The organism is Rhodococcus sp. DN22 (assembly GCF_036669995.1).
GTDB lineage: Bacteria > Actinomycetota > Actinomycetes > Mycobacteriales > Mycobacteriaceae > Rhodococcus_F > Rhodococcus_F erythropolis.
On record NZ_CP133326.1, the window covers coordinates 3,432,989 to 3,452,762 of the forward strand.

Here is a 19,774-nt window from a genome sequence, read left to right on the forward strand (position 1 = left end):
ACCCGGCATCACTGACCGATTTCTACTTCCTCACGTTCTACTAGCTCACGGAAGCGGCTTTCTTCCGTGGCGCGGCCTTCTTTGCGGCAACTGCCTTCGTCGCACGCTTCTTGGTGATCGGCTTGGCCTTGACCGGCGCGTGCTGCGCGGTGAGAACCTCACTGAGGAACTTGCCCGTGTAGCTCTCGGGGACCGCGGCAACGTCTTCCGGCGTACCTTGCGCCACAACGGTTCCGCCGCCGGATCCACCTTCGGGCCCCATATCGACGACCCAGTCCGACGTCTTGATCACGTCGAGATTGTGCTCGATCACGATCACGCTGTTGCCCTTGTCCACCAGACCGTTGATCACGATCAGGAGCTTGCGGATGTCCTCGAAATGCAGACCCGTGGTGGGCTCGTCGAGGATGTACACCGTGCGACCGGTGGACCGCTTCTGCAATTCGGCGGCGAGCTTGACGCGCTGCGCTTCACCACCGGACAGAGTCGGAGCCGGCTGACCCAGTCGGACATAGCCCAGGCCGACGTCGACCAGCGTCTTGAGGTACCGGTGAATTGAGGTGACCGGCTGGAAGAACTCGGCTGCTTCCTCGATAGGCATGTCGAGTACCTCGGCGATCGACTTGCCCTTGTAGTGGACCTCGAGCGTTTCGCGGTTGTACCGAGCGCCGTGGCATACCTCGCAGGGCACGTACACGTCCGGCAGGAAGTTCATCTCGATCTTCAAGGTTCCGTCGCCGGAGCACGCCTCGCAGCGTCCACCCTTGACGTTGAACGAGAATCGGCCGGGCTGGTAACCGCGGACTTTCGCTTCCGTCGTGGCCGCGAACAGGGTTCGGATCTTGTCGAACACGCCGGTGTACGTCGCCGCGTTCGATCGTGGAGTCCGGCCGATCGGAGACTGATCGACCTGCACGAGCTTGTCCAGCTGATCGAGACCGTTGATTCGTGTGTGACGCCCAGGTACCTGGCGTGCACCGTTGAGTTTGTTCGCCATGACGGTCGCGAGAATGTCGTTGACCAACGTCGACTTGCCCGAACCGGAGACGCCAGTGACAGCGGTGAGAACACCCAGCGGGAAACTCACGTCGATGCCGTCGAGATTGTGCTCGCGAGCTCCGACGACCGTGACCTGGCGTTTGCGGTCCACCGGTCGACGAATGGCCGGAACCTCGATGAAGCTACGACCTGACAGGTAGGCGCCGGTCAGAGATTCTTCACACGTCAGCAGTTCTTCGTATGGCCCGCTGTGGACGACCTTGCCACCGTGCTCGCCGGCGTACGGTCCGATGTCGACTACCCAGTCGGACGTGCGGATAGTGTCTTCGTCGTGCTCGACGACGATCAGCGTGTTGCCGAGGTCGCGCAAGCGCGTCAGGGTTTCGATCAGTCGTCGATTGTCACGCTGATGCAGGCCGATGGACGGCTCGTCGAGTACGTACAGCACGCCGACGAGTCCGGAACCGATCTGCGTTGCCAAGCGGATTCGCTGGGCCTCGCCACCGGACAACGTGCCAGCGGCACGCGAGAGGGAAAGGTATTCCAAGCCGACGTCGAGCAGGAACCCGAGTCGTGCCTGAACTTCCTTGAGGACCTGACCCGCAATCGCCTCTTCGCGCGAGCCGAGAGTGAGGCTGTTCAAGAAGTCCGCGCAATCGGAGATCGACAGTTCACAGACCTCGGCGATGGACTTACTGCCGAAGTCCCCAGCCGCGATAGTTACCGACAGGATTTCCGGGCGCAGCCGAGCACCACCACACGCCGGGCACGGGGTGTCGCGCATGTACCCGTCGTACCGTTCCTTCATCTGATCCGATTCGGTCTGCTCGAGCCGGCGATGCAGGAACGGCATCACACCTTCGAACTCCGCGTAGTAAGAACGGGTACGGCCGTACCGGTTCTTGTAACGGACGTGAACCTGCTCCTCACTGCCTTCGAGGATTGCTTTGCGGGCCTTCGCCGGCAACTTGTTCCACGGCGTCTTCATGTCGAATCCGAGAATGTCGCCGAGGCCGGACAGCAACCGTCCGAAGTACTCGGAACTCTGGCCCATCGACCACGGCGCGATTGCACCGTCTTCGAGACTCAGGTCGGGATCGGGAACCACCAGATCCGGGTCGACCTCCTTGCGGATACCGAGGCCGGTGCATTCCGGGCAGGCGCCGTAGGGCGAGTTGAAGGAGAACGAGCGCGGTTCGAGATCGTCGATCGCGAGTGCGTGGCCATTCGGGCAGGCCAGCTTCTCGGAGAAACGACGCTCACGATCAGGTGCATTTTCTTCACGGTCGACGAAGTCGAGGACCACGATGCCTTCAGCCAAGCGAAGTGCGGTCTCGACCGAGTCGGTCAGGCGCTGCTTCGAACTCGCCTTGACCTGCAATCGGTCGACCACTACTTCGATGTCGTGCTTTTCCTGCTTCTTGAGCTTCGGCGGATCCGCCAGCGAATGGACGACACCGTCGACGCGCACTCGCGAGTAGCCCTGGGTGTTGAGCTGATCGAAGAGATCGACGAACTCGCCCTTACGAGTACGGACCACTGGTGCGAGGACCTGGAACTTGATGCCCTCCTCCATCTCGAGCACCTGGTCGACGATCTGCTGGGGCGTCTGACGTGCGATCTTCTCACCACACACCGGGCAGTGCGCCGAACCTGCGCGGGCATAGAGAAGTCGGAGGTAGTCGTAGACCTCGGTAATGGTGCCCACCGTCGAACGGGGGTTGCGGTTGGTCGACTTCTGGTCGATCGACACCGCAGGAGACAATCCCTCGATGAAGTCCACATCCGGCTTGTCCATCTGACCGAGGAACTGACGCGCGTATGCCGAGAGCGACTCGACGTAGCGGCGCTGACCTTCGGCGAAGATCGTGTCGAACGCGAGGCTGGACTTGCCGGAGCCGGACAACCCGGTGAAGACGATCAGGCTGTCTCGCGGGAGGTCGAGATCGACTCCTCGCAGATTGTGCTCACGCGCACCCCGCACGATCAGGCGATCCGCCACACCAATTCCCTTCATTGTCAATCGTCCGGGGCCGTCCCCCCGGAGAAGTCTCGAGTGGCCTCGCAAACGCGAGTCCTCGAGCGATCGTCATCGTAGGCCGAGCCACCGACACGTTTTTCTCACCAGGCGAGCCCATCGCTCTACCTGCCCCTATTCGAAGGTAGCCTGCGTTTCATGACGAATCAGCCCATCGTGATCGACGACTCCTACACCGGTCAGGTCTCCCCCGATTCTGCCCCTCAGCGGCGCACAGTCGAAGGCGCCGTCATCACGAAGATGTCGGTCGGCCCCATGGACAACAACACTTACCTCGTCGTCTGTTCCACGACCGGGAAATCTCTCCTGATCGATGCGGCCAACGAAGCCGAGAAGATCATCGCGCTCATCGAACAGGAAGCACCTGTTTTCGATTCCATCGTCACCACCCACCAGCACGGCGATCACTGGTTGGCCCTCGAAGACGTTCACGCCGCAACCAAGGTGCCGACGGCCGCACACCCCCTCGACTCAGAGGTCCTTCCCGTCACCCCGGACGTACTCCTCGAAGACGGCGACAAGGTGACCGTTGGCAACTTGAGCCTCGACGTCATTCACCTGTCCGGCCACACGCCCGGCTCCATCGCGCTGGCTCTCACCGAACCGAGCGGACAGGTTCACCTCTTCACCGGCGACTCACTCTTCCCCGGCGGAGTAGGCAAGACCGCCGACCCCGAGAAGTTCACTTCTCTGCTCGACGACGTGGAAAACAAGCTGTTCGGAAGGTACGACGACGCGACCGTCGTCTACCCCGGGCATGGCAAGGACACGACGCTCGGCGCCGAGCGCCCGCACCTGGCGGAGTGGCGCGAACGCGGTTGGTGACGTTTCACCTGTTCCGTACTGGACCCGCTAACCGACTTGGCTGTCGACCTGTTCACCGTTGACTCGAAGTCGCGGAAGCCAGGTCGACAGAGTCCCTTCCGTGAAGTCGTCACGACTGAATATGTAGTAGTCGCCGTTCGGATAGACCGGGACACGCCACTCCGCAAGCTCCTTCGCAGCAGCATGTGCCTCCGTGTCGAAGGTGTAGCCCGGATGCTGCCAATCCAGAACGACGAAGTTGGGATCGTCGTTCCATTCGGTGACAAAACAGCGCAGCGCTTCGGCGTGGATCGCATCCACGCGAGCGGCCCACGCCCCTGGAGTCGCAGCTGGCGCCGCACCCGAATCGAAGACCGCGGACGGCGTCGGCTCAGCGATATCTTCGTGGCAACCACTCCATGGTGGTTGATCGGTGTGCATTGTGTGACACCTTCGAACACGCCGTATGCGGATACGCGGTAACGGATACTTCAGAACGGTGTGTCCGGATCAGTGGAGAAGTCATCGTCGCAGTACAGCGCGTTTCGGCGACCAGGAATCCGTCAACCGGGTCAGGCGTGCCGGGATCGCCGAACCGGACCAATTCCTTGTGAGATCGCTAGGGTGGAAAACGAACCTACATCGGGAGGCTTGAAACATGCTGGTACGTCGAATTGCTCGTCCACTGCTTTCCACGATCTTCATCGCCGGGGGAATCGATGCTTTGCGCAACCCTGCTCAGCGAGCAGCCAAAGCGTCACCGCTGATCGACAAATCCGTCGAGACGCTGCCAGGAGCAGTGACGCAGAAGGTGCCTGCTGATCCGGAAACACTCGTCAAGATCAACGCCGCCGTCCAGATCGGTGGCGGTGCGCTGCTGGCCACCGGCAAGGCGCCGCGGCTCGCGTCGTTGGTGCTCGCGGGGAGCCTGGTACCGACCACGCTTGCCGGTCACGACTTCTGGAACGAAACCGATCCGTCACTGCGAGCGATGCAGCGCACAAACTTCATCAAGAACGTCAGTTTGCTCGGCGGACTGATGATCGCCTCCGTCGACACCGAGGGCAAGCCGTCGCTCGGCTGGCGCGGCCGTCGCGCCGCGAAGAAGGCCCAGGCGTCTATCGCCGCAGCACTTCCTTTGGTCGCATCGCAGACCGATCACACGAGCGATCGCGTCGAGCATGCTCTGTCGGTGGCGTCCGAACGCGGTTCCGAGCTTGCCGAAACCGCGAAGGCACACGGCACGGATTGGCTCGAACTTGCGAAGGAGCGCAGCTCCGAGTTTGCGGAGATCGCGAGCAAGCGAGCCGCGGAATTCGGAGAGGTCGCCAAGGAACGCGGCCCGGACATCCTCGAAGTCGCGCAGAAGCGCGGCTCCGAACTGGCCGAAACCGCACGCGAGCGCAGCGCCGAACTGGCAGAGCTGGCGAGCAAGCGCAGCTCTGAGTTCGCCGAACTCGCCCTCGAGAAGAGCAACGAGTGGGCCGAAACGGCGTCGGAGCAGACCGAGGTGCTGGGTAAGCGTGCCCGAAAGCGCGCCGAGAAGGCGCTCGAAAAGGCTCGCGCCAAGAAGGACGAATTGACGCACTGAGTGCACCGAAAACAAGGTCAGGCCACCTTCGGGTGGCCTGACCTGTATCTATGCGGCAGTTCATCTGGGGGAACTAGACTGTCTTGGCGCTTTTGCAGCGCGTGAATTTCTCATCAAGCCTAGGAGATCCTTTGCCCGACGCGGACCCGTCACTGAACGAGCAAGAGCTCGAGCAGCAGTACGTGACGATGTTGTACTCCCGTCTCGACGATCTTCGAAAGTATGCCCAAACTCGCTTGAGCACGGTGCTCCTCGAGACCGGCGGAACCCCGCAAGCACGCAGTGAACGCGAATCCTTCAATGCCATGTACACCGAGGATCTCGCCAAGTACGACGCAGCCGAGAACGGAATGTGTTTCGGACGCATCGACTTCGACGACGAGCGACGCTACGTCGGCCGACTCGGAATTCTGGACACCGACAACGACTACGAAACGCTACTGCTCGACTGGCGAGCTCCGATGGCACGCCCGTTCTATCTGGCGACGCCCGCGGCACCTGAGGGCGTCAAGCGACGACGCCATATCCGCAGTCGGAGCCGAACAGTCACCGGAATCAACGACGAATACCTGGACCTCGACGCTGCCCGAGCCGCCGGCGTGGTGACCGAAGCCGGCGGCGTCGCCGGTGAGAGCGCTCTCCTGGACGCTCTGAACGCAGCGCGTACGGGTCAGATGAACGACATCGTCGAGACCATTCAGAGTGAGCAGGATGCCATCATCCGCTCCGAGCACAAGAGCGTTTTGGTCGTCCAGGGCGGTCCGGGTACCGGCAAAACCGCAGTCGCCCTTCACCGTGCCGCCTTCTTGCTCTACACCTACCGCCAGCAACTGGCCAAGGCCGGTGTTCTTATCATCGGGCCGAACGCGACGTTCCTCGACTACATCAGCCAGGTCCTTCCTTCACTCGGTGAGACCGGAGTTCTACTCTCGACGATCGGGGACCTGTACCCCGGAGTGCGTGCGACTCGTACGGATTCCCTCGCCGCCGGTGAGATCAAGGGTTCCCTCGCGATCCTCGACGTGCTCAAGAACGCCGTCCGGGATCGGCAGGAAGTTCCGTCGAAGCCGATAACCCTTCGATTCGACACGTACGACTTGAAACTGGATCGCAAGACTGTCACGAAGGCGCGCGGGCGTGCTCGGTCGTCGCGTCGCCCACACAACCTGGCGCGCCCGATCTTCGTGGCAGCAGTCATCGAGGCGTTGGCACTGCAGATGGCCGAACTCATCGGCGGAAACCTCGTCGACGGTGGGTCACTCCTCAGTCGGGACGACATCGCCGACATTCGCGACGAGATGCGTGAGGACCCTGACATCATGTCCGCCATCGGAAAGCTGTGGCCCGAATTGTCGCCGCAGCAAATCCTCGCGGAACTGTGGACGTCGCCGGCGAGGTTGGCCAAGGCAGCGCCGCAACTCGACGACGCCCAACGCGACGAGCTTCTGCAGAGCGTCGGACCGGGTTTCAGTGCGGCCGATGCTCCCCTGCTCGACGAACTGGCCGAGATTCTCGGCGTCGACGACGCCGCCGAACGCGAACGCGCACAACGTGAATGGCGCGCGCAGATCGCCGACGCCCAGGGCGCCCTCGACATCCTCACCGGGTCTGCACCACAGGATCTCGAAGACGAGATGGATCCCGAGATCTTGATGGCGTACGACTTGATCGACGCCAGCCAACTCGCCCAACGCCACGATCAGGGCCAGCGCCAGACCACGGCAGAACGCGCTGCCGGCGACCGAACCTGGACCTACGGTCACGTGATCGTCGACGAAGCCCAAGAGCTCTCCGAAATGGCGTGGCGAATGCTGATGCGGCGCATACCGAATCGCTGGATGACGTTGGTCGGCGATACAGCTCAGACCGGTGATCCCGCGGGAACTTCGTCCTGGCAGAAGATTCTCGAGCCTTACGTCGCCAAGCGCTGGAAGCTCACCGAACTGACCGTCAACTACCGAACTCCCTCGGAGATCATGGATGTCGCGCACCGTGTGCTCGAAGAGATCGACCCGGAGCAATCCGTGCCCCGGTCGGTACGCGACAGCGGATTCGCGCCGTGGGCGCTCAAGACCACGGCCGAAGAATTGGAATCGACCGTGCGCCGTTGCATCGAGTCCGAGTCGCATCCCGGTATCACCGCAGTGATCGCCGGTTCCGAGGTCGTTGCCGATCTGGCGGGCATTGCGAGTGACACCGTAAGCGTCCTGTCCGTCAAGGACGTCAAGGGACTCGAGTTCGACACAGTGTTGATCGTCGAACCTGCCGACATTCTCGACGAGTCACCACGCGGAACGAACGACCTCTACGTCGCATTGACCCGCGCTACCCAGAGGCTCGGCATCATTCACGTCGAGTCGCTCCCCTCGGTTCTCGACGGCGTCGAAGCAGCAGAGTTGGCCTTCGATTCGTGAGCATCACGGAGTAGGTTCGTGCGTGACACCACGAATGGTGGTGTCACTCCAATTTGTGTCGACGACTGAAGGAATGACCCCTCGTGCTTGGCCTGCCCTCAAGTTCCGCCGCACCCATCCGCAAGATCGCTCGCGTGGTGATCGGCGTCGGGATGCTTGCGGCGGTGACAGCCGGTTGCTCAGAGGATGATTCGAGTTCGACGGCTGCTGCAGGCAGCGACGACATCGCTGCTGTTGCTGCCGCACCGACCGAAAAACCGGTAGACGAGGCAGAACGGCTGCGGGCGGCGCTCGCGTCTACCGGGGTCACGCCCGCCTTTTCCGACGACATGTTGCAGGCGCTCGGTGACGGCGTCTGCCAGCAGCTCGCGGCCGGAACGGATCGAGCGATGATCATCGCGAATCTGCGGGCGGTATCGCTGAACGGAGCAAGCGAACCAATGGTCACCTCCGGAAACGGCTCGGCCGCATCGACAACACCCCCCAGCGCCGATCAGCTGGCTGAAGTGTTCGTCGATGCGGCCGAGGCCGACTACTGCCGGTAGTTCAGCGAACGGTGTGCACGATCAGGACATCGGACGTCGCCTTGCGTGCGGCATCGGAAGGCACCGATCCGAGTAGACGCCCGGTCAACGTGTTCAATCCGCGATTTCCGACGACCAGCAAGTCGCCCTTCACCTCGTCGAGCAAAGCGAGAAGCGATTCGACGGGAGCGCCGACGACGGCGCGCTCGACAACATCCTTTGCCCCCTGGGCATGTGCGCGCTCACGAGCGGTGCGAAGGATCTCGTAGGTCGGAGCGGAACCGGTGACCTGGTAGGCCTCGTTACCCAACGCATCAGCGGCAGCGCTCACGTCCTTGGGATCAGCCGGGTAGTACGCACACGCGATGACGAGCTGAGCGTCCGAGCCACTGGCAATGGCGGCAGCTCTGTCGACTGCCTTCAGTGACGACTCGGAGCCATCGGTTCCTACGACAACGGTCCGGTAGGCACTCATTCATTCCTCCATGGTTACGGGACGGACGGTACGGCCGGCACCGGGCGCAACGCTGTTGCGCCCGCTCGACAACCGCTGCGCTGACATTAGCGGGATTGTGCCGCGGATAGTGTTATTTGCAGTACACGCCACAAGCCCACAGTGAATGTGATTCTTCGTCACAGACACATTTGTTCGGTGGTGACCACTCAGCGAAGTTTGCCGAAGCGGGGCCCGAACAGCGCCGCCGGAAATACTTCCTGCTCGACCAGGGCGGTACGCCACGGCGTCGCCAATTCCAGCAACCGCTTGGCACCCTCCTCACCCAGCGCATCCCACGGAGCCAAAGCGAGGTCGTCCGTCAGGTCTTCGACGACGTCACGCAAGTCCTGCCCGTCCTCGGTCAGCGCACCGGACGAACGATCGAGCAGTTCGCGGTCCTTCAAACTCTCGACGGCCTCGTCCCACTGTTCCTGCGACCATCCGCGACGAGTCTGCGCGAATTTGCGCTGAAACCCGATTCCCGTCGCGGTGTGCGTGATCAACGCGTCCAGGCCGTTCAATCCCGCGGTCTGAAGGGCCGCAATGTGGCCGTCACCGCGATACTCACGCAGCAGTGTCAGCGCGTGCCAGAAACGCAGGTGCGGCTCGGCCGGCCAGTCGAGCGACGCCCAACCCGCGTACAGAGGGCGGCCGTCCACTCCAGGAATGTTCTGGGCAGCGATCGACACGAGTTCGGCGGCCTCGGCCATGTCCGCCGATCCTGTCACGTCTGCACCGAACAGGCGGACGTACGCCGCGTCGATTGCCCGATACCGCGCGGCGACAACCTCTGTGGGCCTTGCCAATTCCCAGGCACGTGGGATGACACTGGCGATCAATTCAGGATTGAAGTTGAAGAAGGTGGCCGTGACGACAGTCGCGGGTGGAGCGCCGAGCGGAGCTGATCGCCCGGCAAAGTACACCATTCGGCCAGGCTCCAACCCGACGCCGACAAGTTCCTTCTCCGTCTCCGGGACGAAGTACGCCAAGGAATGGAGAAGTTCGAGAGTCCGCGCGGTCTTGCCTGCAGTCTGTGCATCCATACCTGAAACCGTAGCGGTCGAAAGCACGAACGCACGCGAGGCGACCTACTTGAGACCCGCGGCGTCCATTCCTCGAAGCTCCTTCTTCAAATCCGAGATTTCGTCTCGCAATCGCCCAGCCAACTCGAACTGAAGGTCACGTGCAGCGTTCATCATCTGATCGGTGAGTTCCTTGACCAGATCTGCCAATTCGGCCCGAGGCATCGATTTGGTGTCGCGCCCCTCGTACACACCCGCACTGACCGCACGACCGGCCTCACCCTGCGCACGCCGACCACGCGTCGCATTGCGACCCGAACCACCGACGTCCACGGACGCCGCAGTGTCCTCTGCCTCCTCGTACACCTGATCGAGAATGTCCGCGATCTTCTTGCGTAGAGGTTGTGGGTCGACGCCCATCTTCTCGTTGTAGGCGACCTGCTTCTCGCGTCGTCGCTCGGTTTCCTCGATGGCCTGCGCCATGGAAGCGGTGATCTTGTCCGCATACATGTGCACTTGACCGGATACATTTCGAGCCGCTCGGCCGATCGTCTGAATGAGGCTGGTGGAGCTACGTAGGAAACCTTCTTTGTCGGCATCGAGAATCGCGACCAGCGACACCTCGGGAAGGTCGAGTCCCTCACGCAGGAGGTTGATGCCGACCAGCACGTCGTACTCCCCCAGGCGGAGCTGACGGAGCAACTCGACTCGCCGGAGCGTATCGATATCCGAGTGCAGGTAACGGACGCGAATACCGAGTTCGAGCAGGTAATCGGTCAGATCTTCCGACATCTTCTTGGTCAACGTCGTGACCAGCACACGCTCGTCACGTTCCGCTCGCTCGCGGATTTCGTGAACGAGATCGTCGATCTGTCCCTTGGTGGGTTTGACGATGACCTCGGGATCGATCAATCCGGTCGGGCGGATCACCTGCTCGACGAACTCACCGCCGGACTGACCCAACTCGTACTTACCTGGTGTCGCCGACAAGTAGACGGTCTGACCGATCCGCTGACTGAATTCTTCCCAAGTCAGAGGGCGGTTGTCTGTTGCCGACGGTAGCCGGAATCCGAACTCGACCAGGTTTCGCTTGCGCGACATATCGCCCTCGTACATGGCGCCGATCTGAGGAACCGTCACGTGCGACTCGTCGATGACCAGAAGGAAATCTTCCGGGAAGTAGTCGATCAAGGTTGCGGGGGCAGTTCCAGGGCCACGGCCGTCGATGTGGCGCGAGTAGTTCTCGATGCCGGAGCAGAATCCGACCTGTTTGATCATCTCGAGGTCGTACTGCGTACGCATGCGTAGACGCTGAGCCTCGAGGAGCTTGCCCTTGCCTTCGAGCTCGGCGAGTCGCTCTTCGAGTTCCGCCTCGATGTCCTTGGCGGCACGCTCCATGCGTTCAGGGCCGGCGACGTAGTGCGTCGCCGGGAAGATACGAACCGTGTCGACCTGGCGAACGATGTCACCAGTCAGTGGATGGAGGAAGTACAGTGCCTCGATCTCGTCACCGAAGAATTCGATGCGGACCGCCAGCTCTTCGTACGACGGAATGATCTCGACCGTGTCGCCGCGCACGCGGAACGAACCTCGCGTGAACGCCATGTCGTTGCGGTTGTACTGAACGTCGACGAGCAGACGCAGGAATGCATCCCGCGGCACCTCCACACCGACGTCCAGCTGAATCGAGCGATCGAGGTACGACTGCGGTGTACCGAGGCCGTAGATGCACGACACCGATGCCACCACGACCACGTCCCGTCGTGACAGAAGGCTGGACGTCGCCGAGTGGCGCAGCCGCTCGACATCGTCGTTGACGGACGAATCCTTCTCGATGTAGGTGTCCGTCTGGGCGATGTACGCCTCGGGTTGGTAGTAGTCGTAGTACGAGACGAAGTACTCGACCGCGTTGTTGGGTAGCATTTCCCGAAGCTCGTTCGCGAGCTGAGCCGCCAAAGTCTTGTTCGGAGCCATCACCAGAGCCGGGCGCTGCAGCTTCTCGATCAACCACGCAGTCGTGGCCGACTTGCCGGTACCGGTCGCACCGAGGAGGACTACGTCCTTCTCCCCCTCGTTGATCCGTTTCTCCAGCTCGGCGATAGCTGCCGGCTGATCGCCTGCCGGTTCGTACGGGCTGACGACCTCGAAGCGCGCGTCTGAGCGCTCGATGTCACCAACCGGCCGAAACTCGGAATGTGCGACCACGGGATGTTCGGAAGCAAACGCCATGAAACCAGGGTAAGCGCACCTACCGACACAATGCCCGCTCGTCCGCGTTCAGCCGAAAATGCAGTTCGGCGGTAGGTTCTTCGACCATGAGCGAGGAACGTCCCCACATTCACCGGCCGAAGGTCGAAACCTTCGACATCGCCGCTCGCACCAACGTCGATCCCAAGGGCTTCGTTCGCCCGGTCGAGCACTACCGCGAAGAACCGTGGGGGCTGTACATGGCGCGCCACGCCGACCATCCCCGGTTTCACTACCTGGAGTCCTGGATCATTCCCGAACTCGGAATTCGGGCGTCGATCCTGCACTTCACCCCGGAACACATCCGAGACTGGGATTTCTATGTCGACATCGGCGACTTCATCCGCGGCGACCAGGTCTGGACGTCCGAGGACCACTACCTCGACCTGATCGTGCAGACCGGACGCAGCGTCGAATTGCTCGACGTCGACGAATTGCTCGAGGCGAACACCGCCGGGATTCTCGACCCGAAGACGTCAGAGCGTGCGATGCTGAACGCGGCCCGCGCTATCGAGGGCATCGCCGCCCACGGTCACGATCTCGACGCCTGGCTCACCTCGGTGGGCATGCCGGTCACGTGGCGCTGAGTGGTTAGAGGGACCAGCCTGATTTCTCGGCCCACTCCCATGCCCGGTGGAAAGCGGCGTCGAACCACGGCGTCTTGACTCCCAGGTAGGCATCGATCGCAGCGGCGTAGTCGTCGATGCCGGCGGCACTCTCGGCTGCCTTGACCTTGAGTTCGGCATATTCGGCACGCGCCGCTGCGTCGGCGCGAAGCCAGTCACGGAAGAGGATCGCGAACTGCTGACCCGGCCAACCATCCACCCGAATGTGGATGTTCGCGCGGCGCCCTGGATCGGCGCTTCCGTGAATTCGCTTCGCCCACACCGCCGGATCGGTCTCGCCACCGAGGTACGACGGTTTCGGGTCGTCGGCGACGATGTGCTCGATCCGGGGGAACCCGGCAGCGGCCAGATCTTCCGCGAGGTCGTCGGCAACGCCGAGGTGCTCGACAGTGATCTGAATGTCGATCACGTCCTTGGCATCGAGACCAGGCACTGCGGTCGATCCGATGTGATCGATACGGCGCGCACGGTCACCGGACGCCAACGACAACCGGCCGATGATTCGTTCGGCCTGCGCCGGCCACGACGGGTCGGCTGGAGTCAGCTCGGGCAGTGCGCGCACTACCGTGCCCTCGCGGAGGTTCTTCTCGAAGGGAACAAGTCGATTCGCCCACAAGTCGCGGACCACGTCGTCGAGTGAACCCGGCTCTCCGCTGTTGTCGAGCCACACGTCGGCAACAGCACGACGCTGATCGTCATTTGCCTGCGCTGCGATGCGCGCACGAGCGTCGGATTCAGGCATGCCGCGCGAGCCCACCAAGCGCCGAACTCGTTCCTCCTCGTCGACGTAAACGATGACGACCAGATTGAATGCCGGCGCCATCGAACCCTCGACCAACAGCGGAATATCTTGAACGAGCACTGCATCCGACGGCGCAGACGAAATCTGCTCCATCGTCCGCGCACCGATCAGTGGGTGGAGGATGCCGTTGAGAGTTCCGCGTGACGTGTCGTCGGCAAACGCCAACGACGCTAGCGCGGGTCGGTTGAGGCTGCCGTCCTCGGACAGAATCCCGTCGCCGAATGCATCGACCAGAGCGGCAAGTCCCGGAGTACCGGGCTCGACCACTTCTCGGGCGATCAGGTCGGCGTCGACGATGACGGCTCCCAGTTCGCTGAGGATTTTCGACACTGTCGACTTACCGGCTCCGATGCCTCCAGTGAGGCCAACTCTCAACACACTCGACAGTCTCTCATCTCCGCGCCCGAGAGATTCAGACACGCCTACTGATCGAACACGCCGGGGCGTTCGAGGCTCAAATACCACAATTTCGGTGACCGTGCGGTTATGTTCTAGCGAACGCACCTGTACCTGCACCTTCTCGAGAAAGTGGACGCCATGCGAGCAGATCGCGACCATCACGGTCAGCACCGCCTCGGAATGCCGAACGGCGTGCACTGCATAGAGTTTCCCGAAGTTGCTTTTGCCCTGGCAGAGCACCGTCGTACGTGGTTCACGATGCTCGTGAGCCAAGGCCGACACAGCTTCGCGTCGATGCGTAAGCGCACAGCCGAAGCGACCGCCACCTACTGGGTGCCTGCTCCCGCAAACTGAGTTCTCTTCACGAAGTACAAAATGACCGGCAACCCTTCGGTGCCGGTCATTTTTGTGTTCACTCACTGAATTGATTCTTCGCTCGCAAGTGACACCTGGCAGAGAGAAGAACCCCGCCCCTGCACGTGCAGGGGCGGGGTTCTTCACAGATCTCGCCTGATCAGATCAAGCGGTAATCCTTATGCGTTGCCCGACAGCTTCTCGCGAAGTGCGGCGAGCTGTGCATCGCTGGCAAGCGATCCGCCAGCGGACTCGGCCGGAGCGGAGCCGGCAGCAGCCGGAGCCTCGGCGTCGTCTGCAGCAGCCGTCTCCGAGGAGTAGCCGGCAGCAGCGGTGGCAGCCTCAGCGGCCTCGTCTGCAGCGGTCTTCTCCATCTGAGCGGTGTGCATCTTGTGGCGACGCTCAGCCTCGGCGTAGCGGTTCTCCCACTCTTCACGCTGCTTGTCGAAGCCCTCGAGCCATTCGTTGGTCTCGGGATCGAAGCCCTCGGGGAAGATGTAGTTGCCCTGCTCGTCGTACGAGTCGGCCATGCCGTACTTGGACGGATCGAACTCGGCGTTGTAATCCTCGTTGGCCTGCTTCAGCGACAGCGAGATACGACGACGCTCGAGGTCGATGTCGATGACCTTGACGAGTGCATCGTCGCCGACGCCGACAACCTGGTCCGGAACCTCGACGTGGCGCTCAGCGAGCTCCGAGATGTGAACGAGGCCTTCGATTCCCTCTTCGACGCGCACGAATGCACCGAACGGAACCAGCTTCGTGACCTTGCCGGGCACGATCTGGCCGATGGCGTGCGTGCGGGCGAACTGACGCCACGGATCTTCCTGCGTTGCCTTGAGCGACAGGGAGACGCGCTCGCGGTCCAGGTCGACGTCGAGAACCTCGACGGTGACCTCGGTGCCGACCTCGACAACCTCGGACGGGTGATCGATGTGCTTCCAAGACAGCTCGGAAACGTGAACCAGACCGTCTACGCCGCCCAGGTCCACGAATGCACCGAAGTTGACGATGGAGGACACGACGCCCTTGCGGACCTGGCCCTTCTGGAGCTGGTGCAGGAATTCGCTGCGAACCTCGGACTGAGTCTGCTCGAGCCATGCGCGGCGCGACAGGACCACGTTGTTGCGGTTCTTGTCGAGCTCGATGATCTTGGCCTCGATCTCCTTGCCGACGTACGGCTGGAGGTCGCGGACGCGACGCATTTCGACGAGCGAAGCGGGGAGGAAGCCACGAAGACCGATGTCAAGGATGAGGCCGCCCTTGACGACCTCGATGACGGTGCCCTTGACGGCCTCGTCCTTCTCCTTGAGCTCCTCGATGGTGCCCCAGGCACGCTCGTACTGAGCGCGCTTCTTCGACAGGATCAGTCGACCTTCTTTGTCCTCCTTGGTGAGGACGAGAGCCTCGACCGCATCTCCCACGGAGACGACCTCATTGGGGTCGACGTCGTGCTTGATGGAGAGCTCACGAGAAGGGATGACGCCTTCGGTCTTGTAACCGATGTCGAGCAGAACCTCGTCGCGGTCGACCTTGACGATGGTTCCTTCGACGATGTCGCCATCGTTGAAGTACTTGATCGTGGCATCGATGGCGGCGAGGAAGTCCTCGGCGGAGCCAATGTCGTTAATGGCAACCTGCGGCGAGGTGACGGTTGTGGAGGGCATATGTTGAATTGCTCCGGACGAGTTGTGGTCGGTTGATGGATTTTGTCGGACGAGATGCGCAACTGTGGCGTACAAATGTTGGAAGTACTTTGTGAAGTACTAGATCGAAGTACCCAGCTGCATCAATAACGAACAACCGAATACCGGATCACATTCCACACCGCGGAAGCGCACCGCGAGCTCCCTCGGTCCGACTGATTCCGAGACCTTGGTAAAGATCTCGTATAGACAATCGGTCGGATGACAGACACTCGCGTGAGTAAGACTACGCGTCGGCTATCTTGCCGGGCAAACCCGGGTACCCTGCGCCCGCATCACCCGTTCTACTGTGTTGTTCATGTCTGACGAGCGCCATGCCGCTGCCAATTCCATTCTCGGTACCAGCGGCGTCGGCCGAGTCCGTGTCGATTCGAGTGCCAGCGACCGCGCCAGCCGTGCGTGGTGGGACGCCGACGCCGACGATTACCACCGAACCCACGGCGAGTTTCTGGGCGTGAACAGCGCGGAAGGTGAATTCGTCTGGTGCCCCGAAGGGCTGCACGAGGGCGATCACCACTTGCTCGGCGACATAGTCGACAAAGACATATTGGAAGTGGGTTGCGGCTCGGCACCGTGTGCCCGATGGCTCGCCGGACATGGTGCTCGGGCCGTCGGTCTCGACATCTCGATGGGGATGCTCGCCCGCGGGCAGGACGCGATGAATGCCGGCGGACCGGCAGTCCCGTTGATTCAGGCAAGTGCGGAACTCCTGCCGTTTGCCGACGGGAGTTTCGACATCGTCTGTTCCGCGTTCGGCGCCGTCCCGTTCGTTGCCGATTCGCAGCGAGTGATGAACGAAGTCGCCCGGGTTCTGCGTCCCGGCGGATCGTGGGTCTTTGCCGTCAACCATCCGATTCGATGGATCTTCCCCGACGATCCCGGGCCGAAGGGCTTGACCGCGACCCTCCCCTACTTCGACCGCACCCCGTATGTCGAGGTCGATGACAACGGAGTCCCCACCTACGTCGAGCATCACCGCACCATCGGCGACCGGGTTCGTGAGATCGTCGCCGCCGGACTTCAGGTGCGCGACATCATCGAGCCCGAATGGCCGGAGTGGTTGGACCGCGAATGGGGACAGTGGAGTCCCCTGCGCGGCCAACTCTTTCCGGGCACTGCAATTTTCAGCGCCGTCAAACCCTGACGGCTACAGCAGCTTCGACAGGAAAGCCTTGGTCCGGTCGTGCTGAGGATTGGCCAGGAGTTCCCGCGGCTCGCCTGCCTCGACCACAACTCCCCCGTCCATGAACACCAACTGGTCGGCGACCTCGCGGGCGAATCCCATCTCGTGGGTGACGACCACCATCGTCATACCTTCTTTGGCCAACTGCTTCATCACGGTGAGAACTTCACCGACCAGTTCGGGGTCGAGCGCGGACGTCGGCTCGTCGAACAGCATGAGCTTCGGGTCCATCGCGAGAGCGCGGGCGATGGCAACTCTTTGCTGCTGACCACCCGACAACTGGGCCGGGTAGGCGTTGGCTTTGGCGCTCAACCCGACCTGATCGAGGAGGTCCTTCGCTCGTTCGACAGCCTTCTTCTTACTGACGCGCTTCACCTGCGTCGGCGCTTCGATGATGTTCTCGAGAGCGGTGCGGTGCGGGAACAGATTGAAGTGCTGAAACACCATCCCGATGTCGCGGCGCTGTTTGGCCGCTGCTCGCGGGTGAAGTTCGTACAGTTTTCCGTTCTTCTCCGAGTAGCCCACCAGGTCGCCGTCGACGTACAGTCGGCCGGCGTTGACCTGCTCGAGGTGATTGATGCAGCGCAAGAACGTCGACTTGCCCGACCCGGACGGCCCGACGAGGCACAGAACTTGGCCGGGATCGATTTCGAGTGAGACCCCTTTGAGAACCTCGAGCGCGCCGAAGTTCTTACAGACCCGGTCTGCCTTGACCATCGGTGTCATCTGCGTTCTCCTCCTGGAATATCCGGGAGTGTCTCCACTACCGTTTCTTTGCCCTGTGCGTCGGCGAGTGCCTGAAGCTGGCGAGTGGTGAGCGTCCTCGTCGACCCTTTCGAATAGTGGCGTTCGACGTAGTACTGGCCGACCATGAGAACACTGGTCATTGCGAGGTACCACGTAACCGCGACCATCAAGAGTGGGATCGGCTCGAAATTTGCACCGGATATGTCTCTCGCTCGTCCGTAGAGTTCGGTACTCAACGGCACTGCGGTCACCAGCGAAGTCGTCTTGAGCAAGCTGATCAATTCGTTGCCGGTCGGTGGGATGATCACCCGCATCGCCTGGGGAAGGACCGTTCGCCGCATCGTCTGGCCCCACGTCATTCCCAAAGCCACTGACGCTTCGGTCTGACCTTCGTTGACCGAGGCGATACCTGCACGGACGATTTCGGCCATGTACGCCGCCTCGTTCAATGCGAGTCCGATGACTGCGAAGAGAAACGCCGCCTGGAGATCCTGCATGTCGAAATGCACGAACTGATGGACGAACGGAACGCCGAGATCGATGCTCTTGTATATGGAGGGGAAGAGACCCCAGAAGACGAGCTGGACGTAAACGGGCGTGCCGCGGAAGACCCACAAATACACCCAGGCAGCGGACTTCAGCACCGGGTTCGGCGACAGCCGCATTACCGCGAGGACGATGCCCAGAACGATCGCGGCTGCCATCGACAGAATTGTCAGTTGAATGGTGACCCAGGCGGCCTTCGAAATTCGAGCGTCGAAGAGGTACTGGCGGTAAGTCGCCCAGCCGAACTGTTCATTGGTCGCCGAACCGTAGATAAAGAGCCCTACCAGGACCACCACCACGACTGCTGCGACCCATCGGCCCGGTCTGCGCAGTGGGATCGCCTTGATCGGCGCCGGATCGCCAGTCTCAGTTGTTGTCATGTTCATCAGCTTTCCGCGCCGTTGATCTTGGATACTTCGATGACGCCGGCCTCGACACTCCAGGTCTGCGCGATCTGTTGATAGACACCGTTGTCGATCAGGTACTGCATTGCCTGCTGCAGGGCGGGACCGAGGGCGGAACCCTTCACGATCGGCCAGCCGTACGGCGCGGAATCAAAGGGCTGACCCGCAGCTTCCATCCGCCCCTTACTCCGTTTGATCGCGTAGCCGGTCACCGGTGAATCAGCGGACAACGCGTCGACTCGACCCAGGATGAGTGCGTTGGCCGCGTCGTCCTGACTGTCGTACTTGATCTTCTCGATGGGCGGCTTGCCCGCAGCAACGCATGCCTCGCTCTTGGCGGGTACTTCGTCGATGTCCTCGGTAGTTGTGGTCTGTACCGCCACTCGCAACCCACACGCATTGTTCGGGTCCACGGGATTGTCCGGCCGCTGAGCCCACTGGATACCTGCGCTGTAGTACGTGACGAAGTCGACCGACTTCTCCCGCTCCTTGGAGTCGGTGAACGAAGACATGCCGAGGTCGTAGCTTCCCGACTGGATAGCGGGGATGATCTTGTCGAAGTCGGCCTGGTTATAGACAGCTTCGACCCCGAGCACAGTCGCCACTGCGTTCATGATGTCGACGTCGAAGCCGACGATTTTGCCATTCTCATCTTTGAATTCGTTTGGTGCGTAAGGAATGTTGACCCCGACCTGCAGCTTGCCCGACTCCCTGACGTTCGGGGGCAACAGGGCGGCGATCTCGGGCACCTTCTGGATGTCAAGTGGCGGCCCCTCCGGAACGAGGCCCTCGTTGTTGGTCACACACCCGCCGCACAGTGCGACGATCAAGCCCACCAACAAGACTCGCACCACGTTGGTGCGGATACGCCC

17 protein-coding genes are annotated in these 19,774 nt (G+C 61.8%); 7 read left to right on the forward strand and 10 right to left on the reverse strand.

Features of this window, described 5'->3' with window-relative positions:
* Window positions 1–40: 40 nt before the first annotated feature.
* Entirely contained in the window at window positions 41–3,001 is a 2,961-nt protein-coding gene (uvrA, locus tag RA302_RS15700; RefSeq protein ID WP_024487477.1) for an excinuclease ABC subunit UvrA, read from the reverse strand.
* Between the two features lie 174 nt (window positions 3,002–3,175).
* On the opposite strand from uvrA, the gene RA302_RS15705 reads away from it, so the two are divergent.
* Window positions 3,176–3,862 carry an MBL fold metallo-hydrolase gene (locus RA302_RS15705; RefSeq protein WP_070160597.1) on the forward strand — a complete coding sequence of 229 codons (687 nt, stop codon included), beginning with the start codon at window positions 3,176–3,178 and terminating at the stop codon, window positions 3,860–3,862.
* Between the two features lie 27 nt (window positions 3,863–3,889).
* On the opposite strand, the gene RA302_RS15710 is transcribed toward RA302_RS15705, so the two are convergent.
* Window positions 3,890–4,282: a DUF2716 domain-containing protein gene (locus RA302_RS15710; protein ID WP_228401016.1), complete on the reverse strand. Its 393-nt coding sequence runs from the start codon at window positions 4,280–4,282 to the stop codon at window positions 3,890–3,892.
* A gap of 217 nt (window positions 4,283–4,499) precedes the next feature.
* Here RA302_RS15710 and RA302_RS15715 point away from each other — a divergent pair, with 217 nt between their 5' ends.
* The 3 genes from RA302_RS15715 to RA302_RS15725 all read left to right on the forward strand — a co-directional run bounded on the left by RA302_RS15715 (window position 4,500) and on the right by RA302_RS15725 (window position 8,391).
* Complete coding sequence (locus tag RA302_RS15715) at window positions 4,500–5,432, forward strand: DoxX family protein (protein WP_003944048.1); 933 nt, start codon at window positions 4,500–4,502, stop codon at window positions 5,430–5,432.
* A 131-nt stretch (window positions 5,433–5,563) separates the two neighbouring features.
* Complete coding sequence (locus RA302_RS15720) at window positions 5,564–7,846, forward strand: ATP-binding domain-containing protein (RefSeq protein ID WP_064074470.1); 2,283 nt, start codon at window positions 5,564–5,566, stop codon at window positions 7,844–7,846.
* A gap of 83 nt (window positions 7,847–7,929) precedes the next feature.
* On the forward strand, window positions 7,930–8,391 hold the full coding sequence (locus RA302_RS15725; RefSeq protein ID WP_064112538.1) for a DUF732 domain-containing protein: 462 nt from the start codon (window positions 7,930–7,932) through the stop codon (window positions 8,389–8,391).
* 1 nt (window position 8,392) lies between these two features.
* On the opposite strand, the gene RA302_RS15730 is transcribed toward RA302_RS15725, so the two are convergent.
* The 3 genes from RA302_RS15730 to uvrB form a co-directional block, all read right to left on the reverse strand.
* Window positions 8,393–8,845, reverse strand: a complete 453-nt coding sequence (locus RA302_RS15730; protein ID WP_003944055.1) for a universal stress protein — start codon at window positions 8,843–8,845, stop codon at window positions 8,393–8,395.
* Between the two features lie 188 nt (window positions 8,846–9,033).
* Window positions 9,034–9,909 carry a hypothetical protein gene (locus RA302_RS15735; RefSeq protein WP_007728746.1) on the reverse strand — a complete coding sequence of 292 codons (876 nt, stop codon included), beginning with the start codon at window positions 9,907–9,909 and terminating at the stop codon, window positions 9,034–9,036.
* Between the two features lie 45 nt (window positions 9,910–9,954).
* Window positions 9,955–12,117, reverse strand: coding sequence for an excinuclease ABC subunit UvrB (gene uvrB / locus RA302_RS15740; protein ID WP_338477306.1), 2,163 nt, complete (start codon window positions 12,115–12,117; stop codon window positions 9,955–9,957).
* 86 nt (window positions 12,118–12,203) lie between these two features.
* On the opposite strand from uvrB, the gene RA302_RS15745 reads away from it, so the two are divergent.
* Complete coding sequence (locus RA302_RS15745; protein ID WP_003944071.1) at window positions 12,204–12,722, forward strand: DUF402 domain-containing protein; 519 nt, start codon at window positions 12,204–12,206, stop codon at window positions 12,720–12,722.
* A 4-nt stretch (window positions 12,723–12,726) separates the two neighbouring features.
* On the opposite strand, the gene coaE is transcribed toward RA302_RS15745, so the two are convergent.
* Window positions 12,727–13,941 (reverse strand): dephospho-CoA kinase, encoded by a 1,215-nt coding sequence (coaE, locus tag RA302_RS15750; RefSeq protein ID WP_047272286.1) that lies wholly within the window; start codon window positions 13,939–13,941, stop codon window positions 12,727–12,729.
* A gap of 159 nt (window positions 13,942–14,100) precedes the next feature.
* On the opposite strand from coaE, the gene RA302_RS15755 reads away from it, so the two are divergent.
* Window positions 14,101–14,316 (forward strand): hypothetical protein, encoded by a 216-nt coding sequence (locus RA302_RS15755; protein ID WP_003944056.1) that lies wholly within the window; start codon window positions 14,101–14,103, stop codon window positions 14,314–14,316.
* Window positions 14,317–14,495: 179 nt separating this feature from the next.
* On the opposite strand, the gene rpsA is transcribed toward RA302_RS15755, so the two are convergent.
* Complete coding sequence (rpsA, locus tag RA302_RS15760) at window positions 14,496–15,983, reverse strand: 30S ribosomal protein S1 (protein ID WP_003944095.1); 1,488 nt, start codon at window positions 15,981–15,983, stop codon at window positions 14,496–14,498.
* A 337-nt stretch (window positions 15,984–16,320) separates the two neighbouring features.
* Between rpsA and RA302_RS15765 the strand changes: the two genes are divergently transcribed.
* On the forward strand, window positions 16,321–17,166 hold the full coding sequence (locus tag RA302_RS15765) for a class I SAM-dependent methyltransferase (protein ID WP_064112545.1): 846 nt from the start codon (window positions 16,321–16,323) through the stop codon (window positions 17,164–17,166).
* A 3-nt stretch (window positions 17,167–17,169) separates the two neighbouring features.
* Here the strand turns inward: RA302_RS15765 and RA302_RS15770 are convergent, their stop codons facing one another.
* Genes RA302_RS15770 through RA302_RS15780 form a run of 3 tightly spaced genes read right to left on the reverse strand, consistent with a single transcriptional unit; the run spans window position 17,170 to window position 19,720 of the window.
* Window positions 17,170–17,931 (reverse strand): amino acid ABC transporter ATP-binding protein, encoded by a 762-nt coding sequence (locus RA302_RS15770; protein ID WP_003944053.1) that lies wholly within the window; start codon window positions 17,929–17,931, stop codon window positions 17,170–17,172.
* Complete coding sequence (locus RA302_RS15775) at window positions 17,928–18,884, reverse strand: amino acid ABC transporter permease (protein WP_003944035.1); 957 nt, start codon at window positions 18,882–18,884, stop codon at window positions 17,928–17,930. Before RA302_RS15775 ends, RA302_RS15770 begins: the two co-directional genes overlap by 4 nt.
* On the reverse strand, window positions 18,884–19,720 hold the full coding sequence (locus RA302_RS15780) for an ABC transporter substrate-binding protein (RefSeq protein WP_228232724.1): 837 nt from the start codon (window positions 19,718–19,720) through the stop codon (window positions 18,884–18,886). The genes RA302_RS15775 and RA302_RS15780 overlap by 1 nt, the downstream gene beginning before the upstream one ends.
* Window positions 19,721–19,774 lie beyond the last annotated feature (54 nt).

Bases quoted from the DNA above. Each gene is read 5' to 3' on its own strand.
- rpsA (WP_003944095.1), bottom strand. From the start codon at position 15,983: ATGCCCTCCACAACCGTCACCTCGCCGCAGGTTGCCATTAACGACATT.
- RA302_RS15775 (WP_003944035.1), bottom strand. From the start codon at position 18,884: ATGAACATGACAACAACTGAGACTGGCGATCCGGCGCCGATCAAGGCG.
- RA302_RS15715 (WP_003944048.1), top strand. From the start codon at position 4,500: ATGCTGGTACGTCGAATTGCTCGTCCACTGCTTTCCACGATCTTCATC.
- RA302_RS15730 (WP_003944055.1), bottom strand. From the start codon at position 8,845: ATGAGTGCCTACCGGACCGTTGTCGTAGGAACCGATGGCTCCGAGTCG.
- RA302_RS15745 (WP_003944071.1), top strand. From the start codon at position 12,204: ATGAGCGAGGAACGTCCCCACATTCACCGGCCGAAGGTCGAAACCTTC.
- RA302_RS15765 (WP_064112545.1), top strand. From the start codon at position 16,321: ATGTCTGACGAGCGCCATGCCGCTGCCAATTCCATTCTCGGTACCAGC.
- uvrB (WP_338477306.1), bottom strand. From the start codon at position 12,117: ATGGCGTTTGCTTCCGAACATCCCGTGGTCGCACATTCCGAGTTTCGG.
- RA302_RS15755 (WP_003944056.1), top strand. From the start codon at position 14,101: ATGCGAGCAGATCGCGACCATCACGGTCAGCACCGCCTCGGAATGCCG.
- RA302_RS15770 (WP_003944053.1), bottom strand. From the start codon at position 17,931: ATGACACCGATGGTCAAGGCAGACCGGGTCTGTAAGAACTTCGGCGCG.
- RA302_RS15710 (WP_228401016.1), bottom strand. From the start codon at position 4,282: ATGCACACCGATCAACCACCATGGAGTGGTTGCCACGAAGATATCGCT.
- RA302_RS15735 (WP_007728746.1), bottom strand. From the start codon at position 9,909: ATGGATGCACAGACTGCAGGCAAGACCGCGCGGACTCTCGAACTTCTC.
- RA302_RS15705 (WP_070160597.1), top strand. From the start codon at position 3,176: ATGACGAATCAGCCCATCGTGATCGACGACTCCTACACCGGTCAGGTC.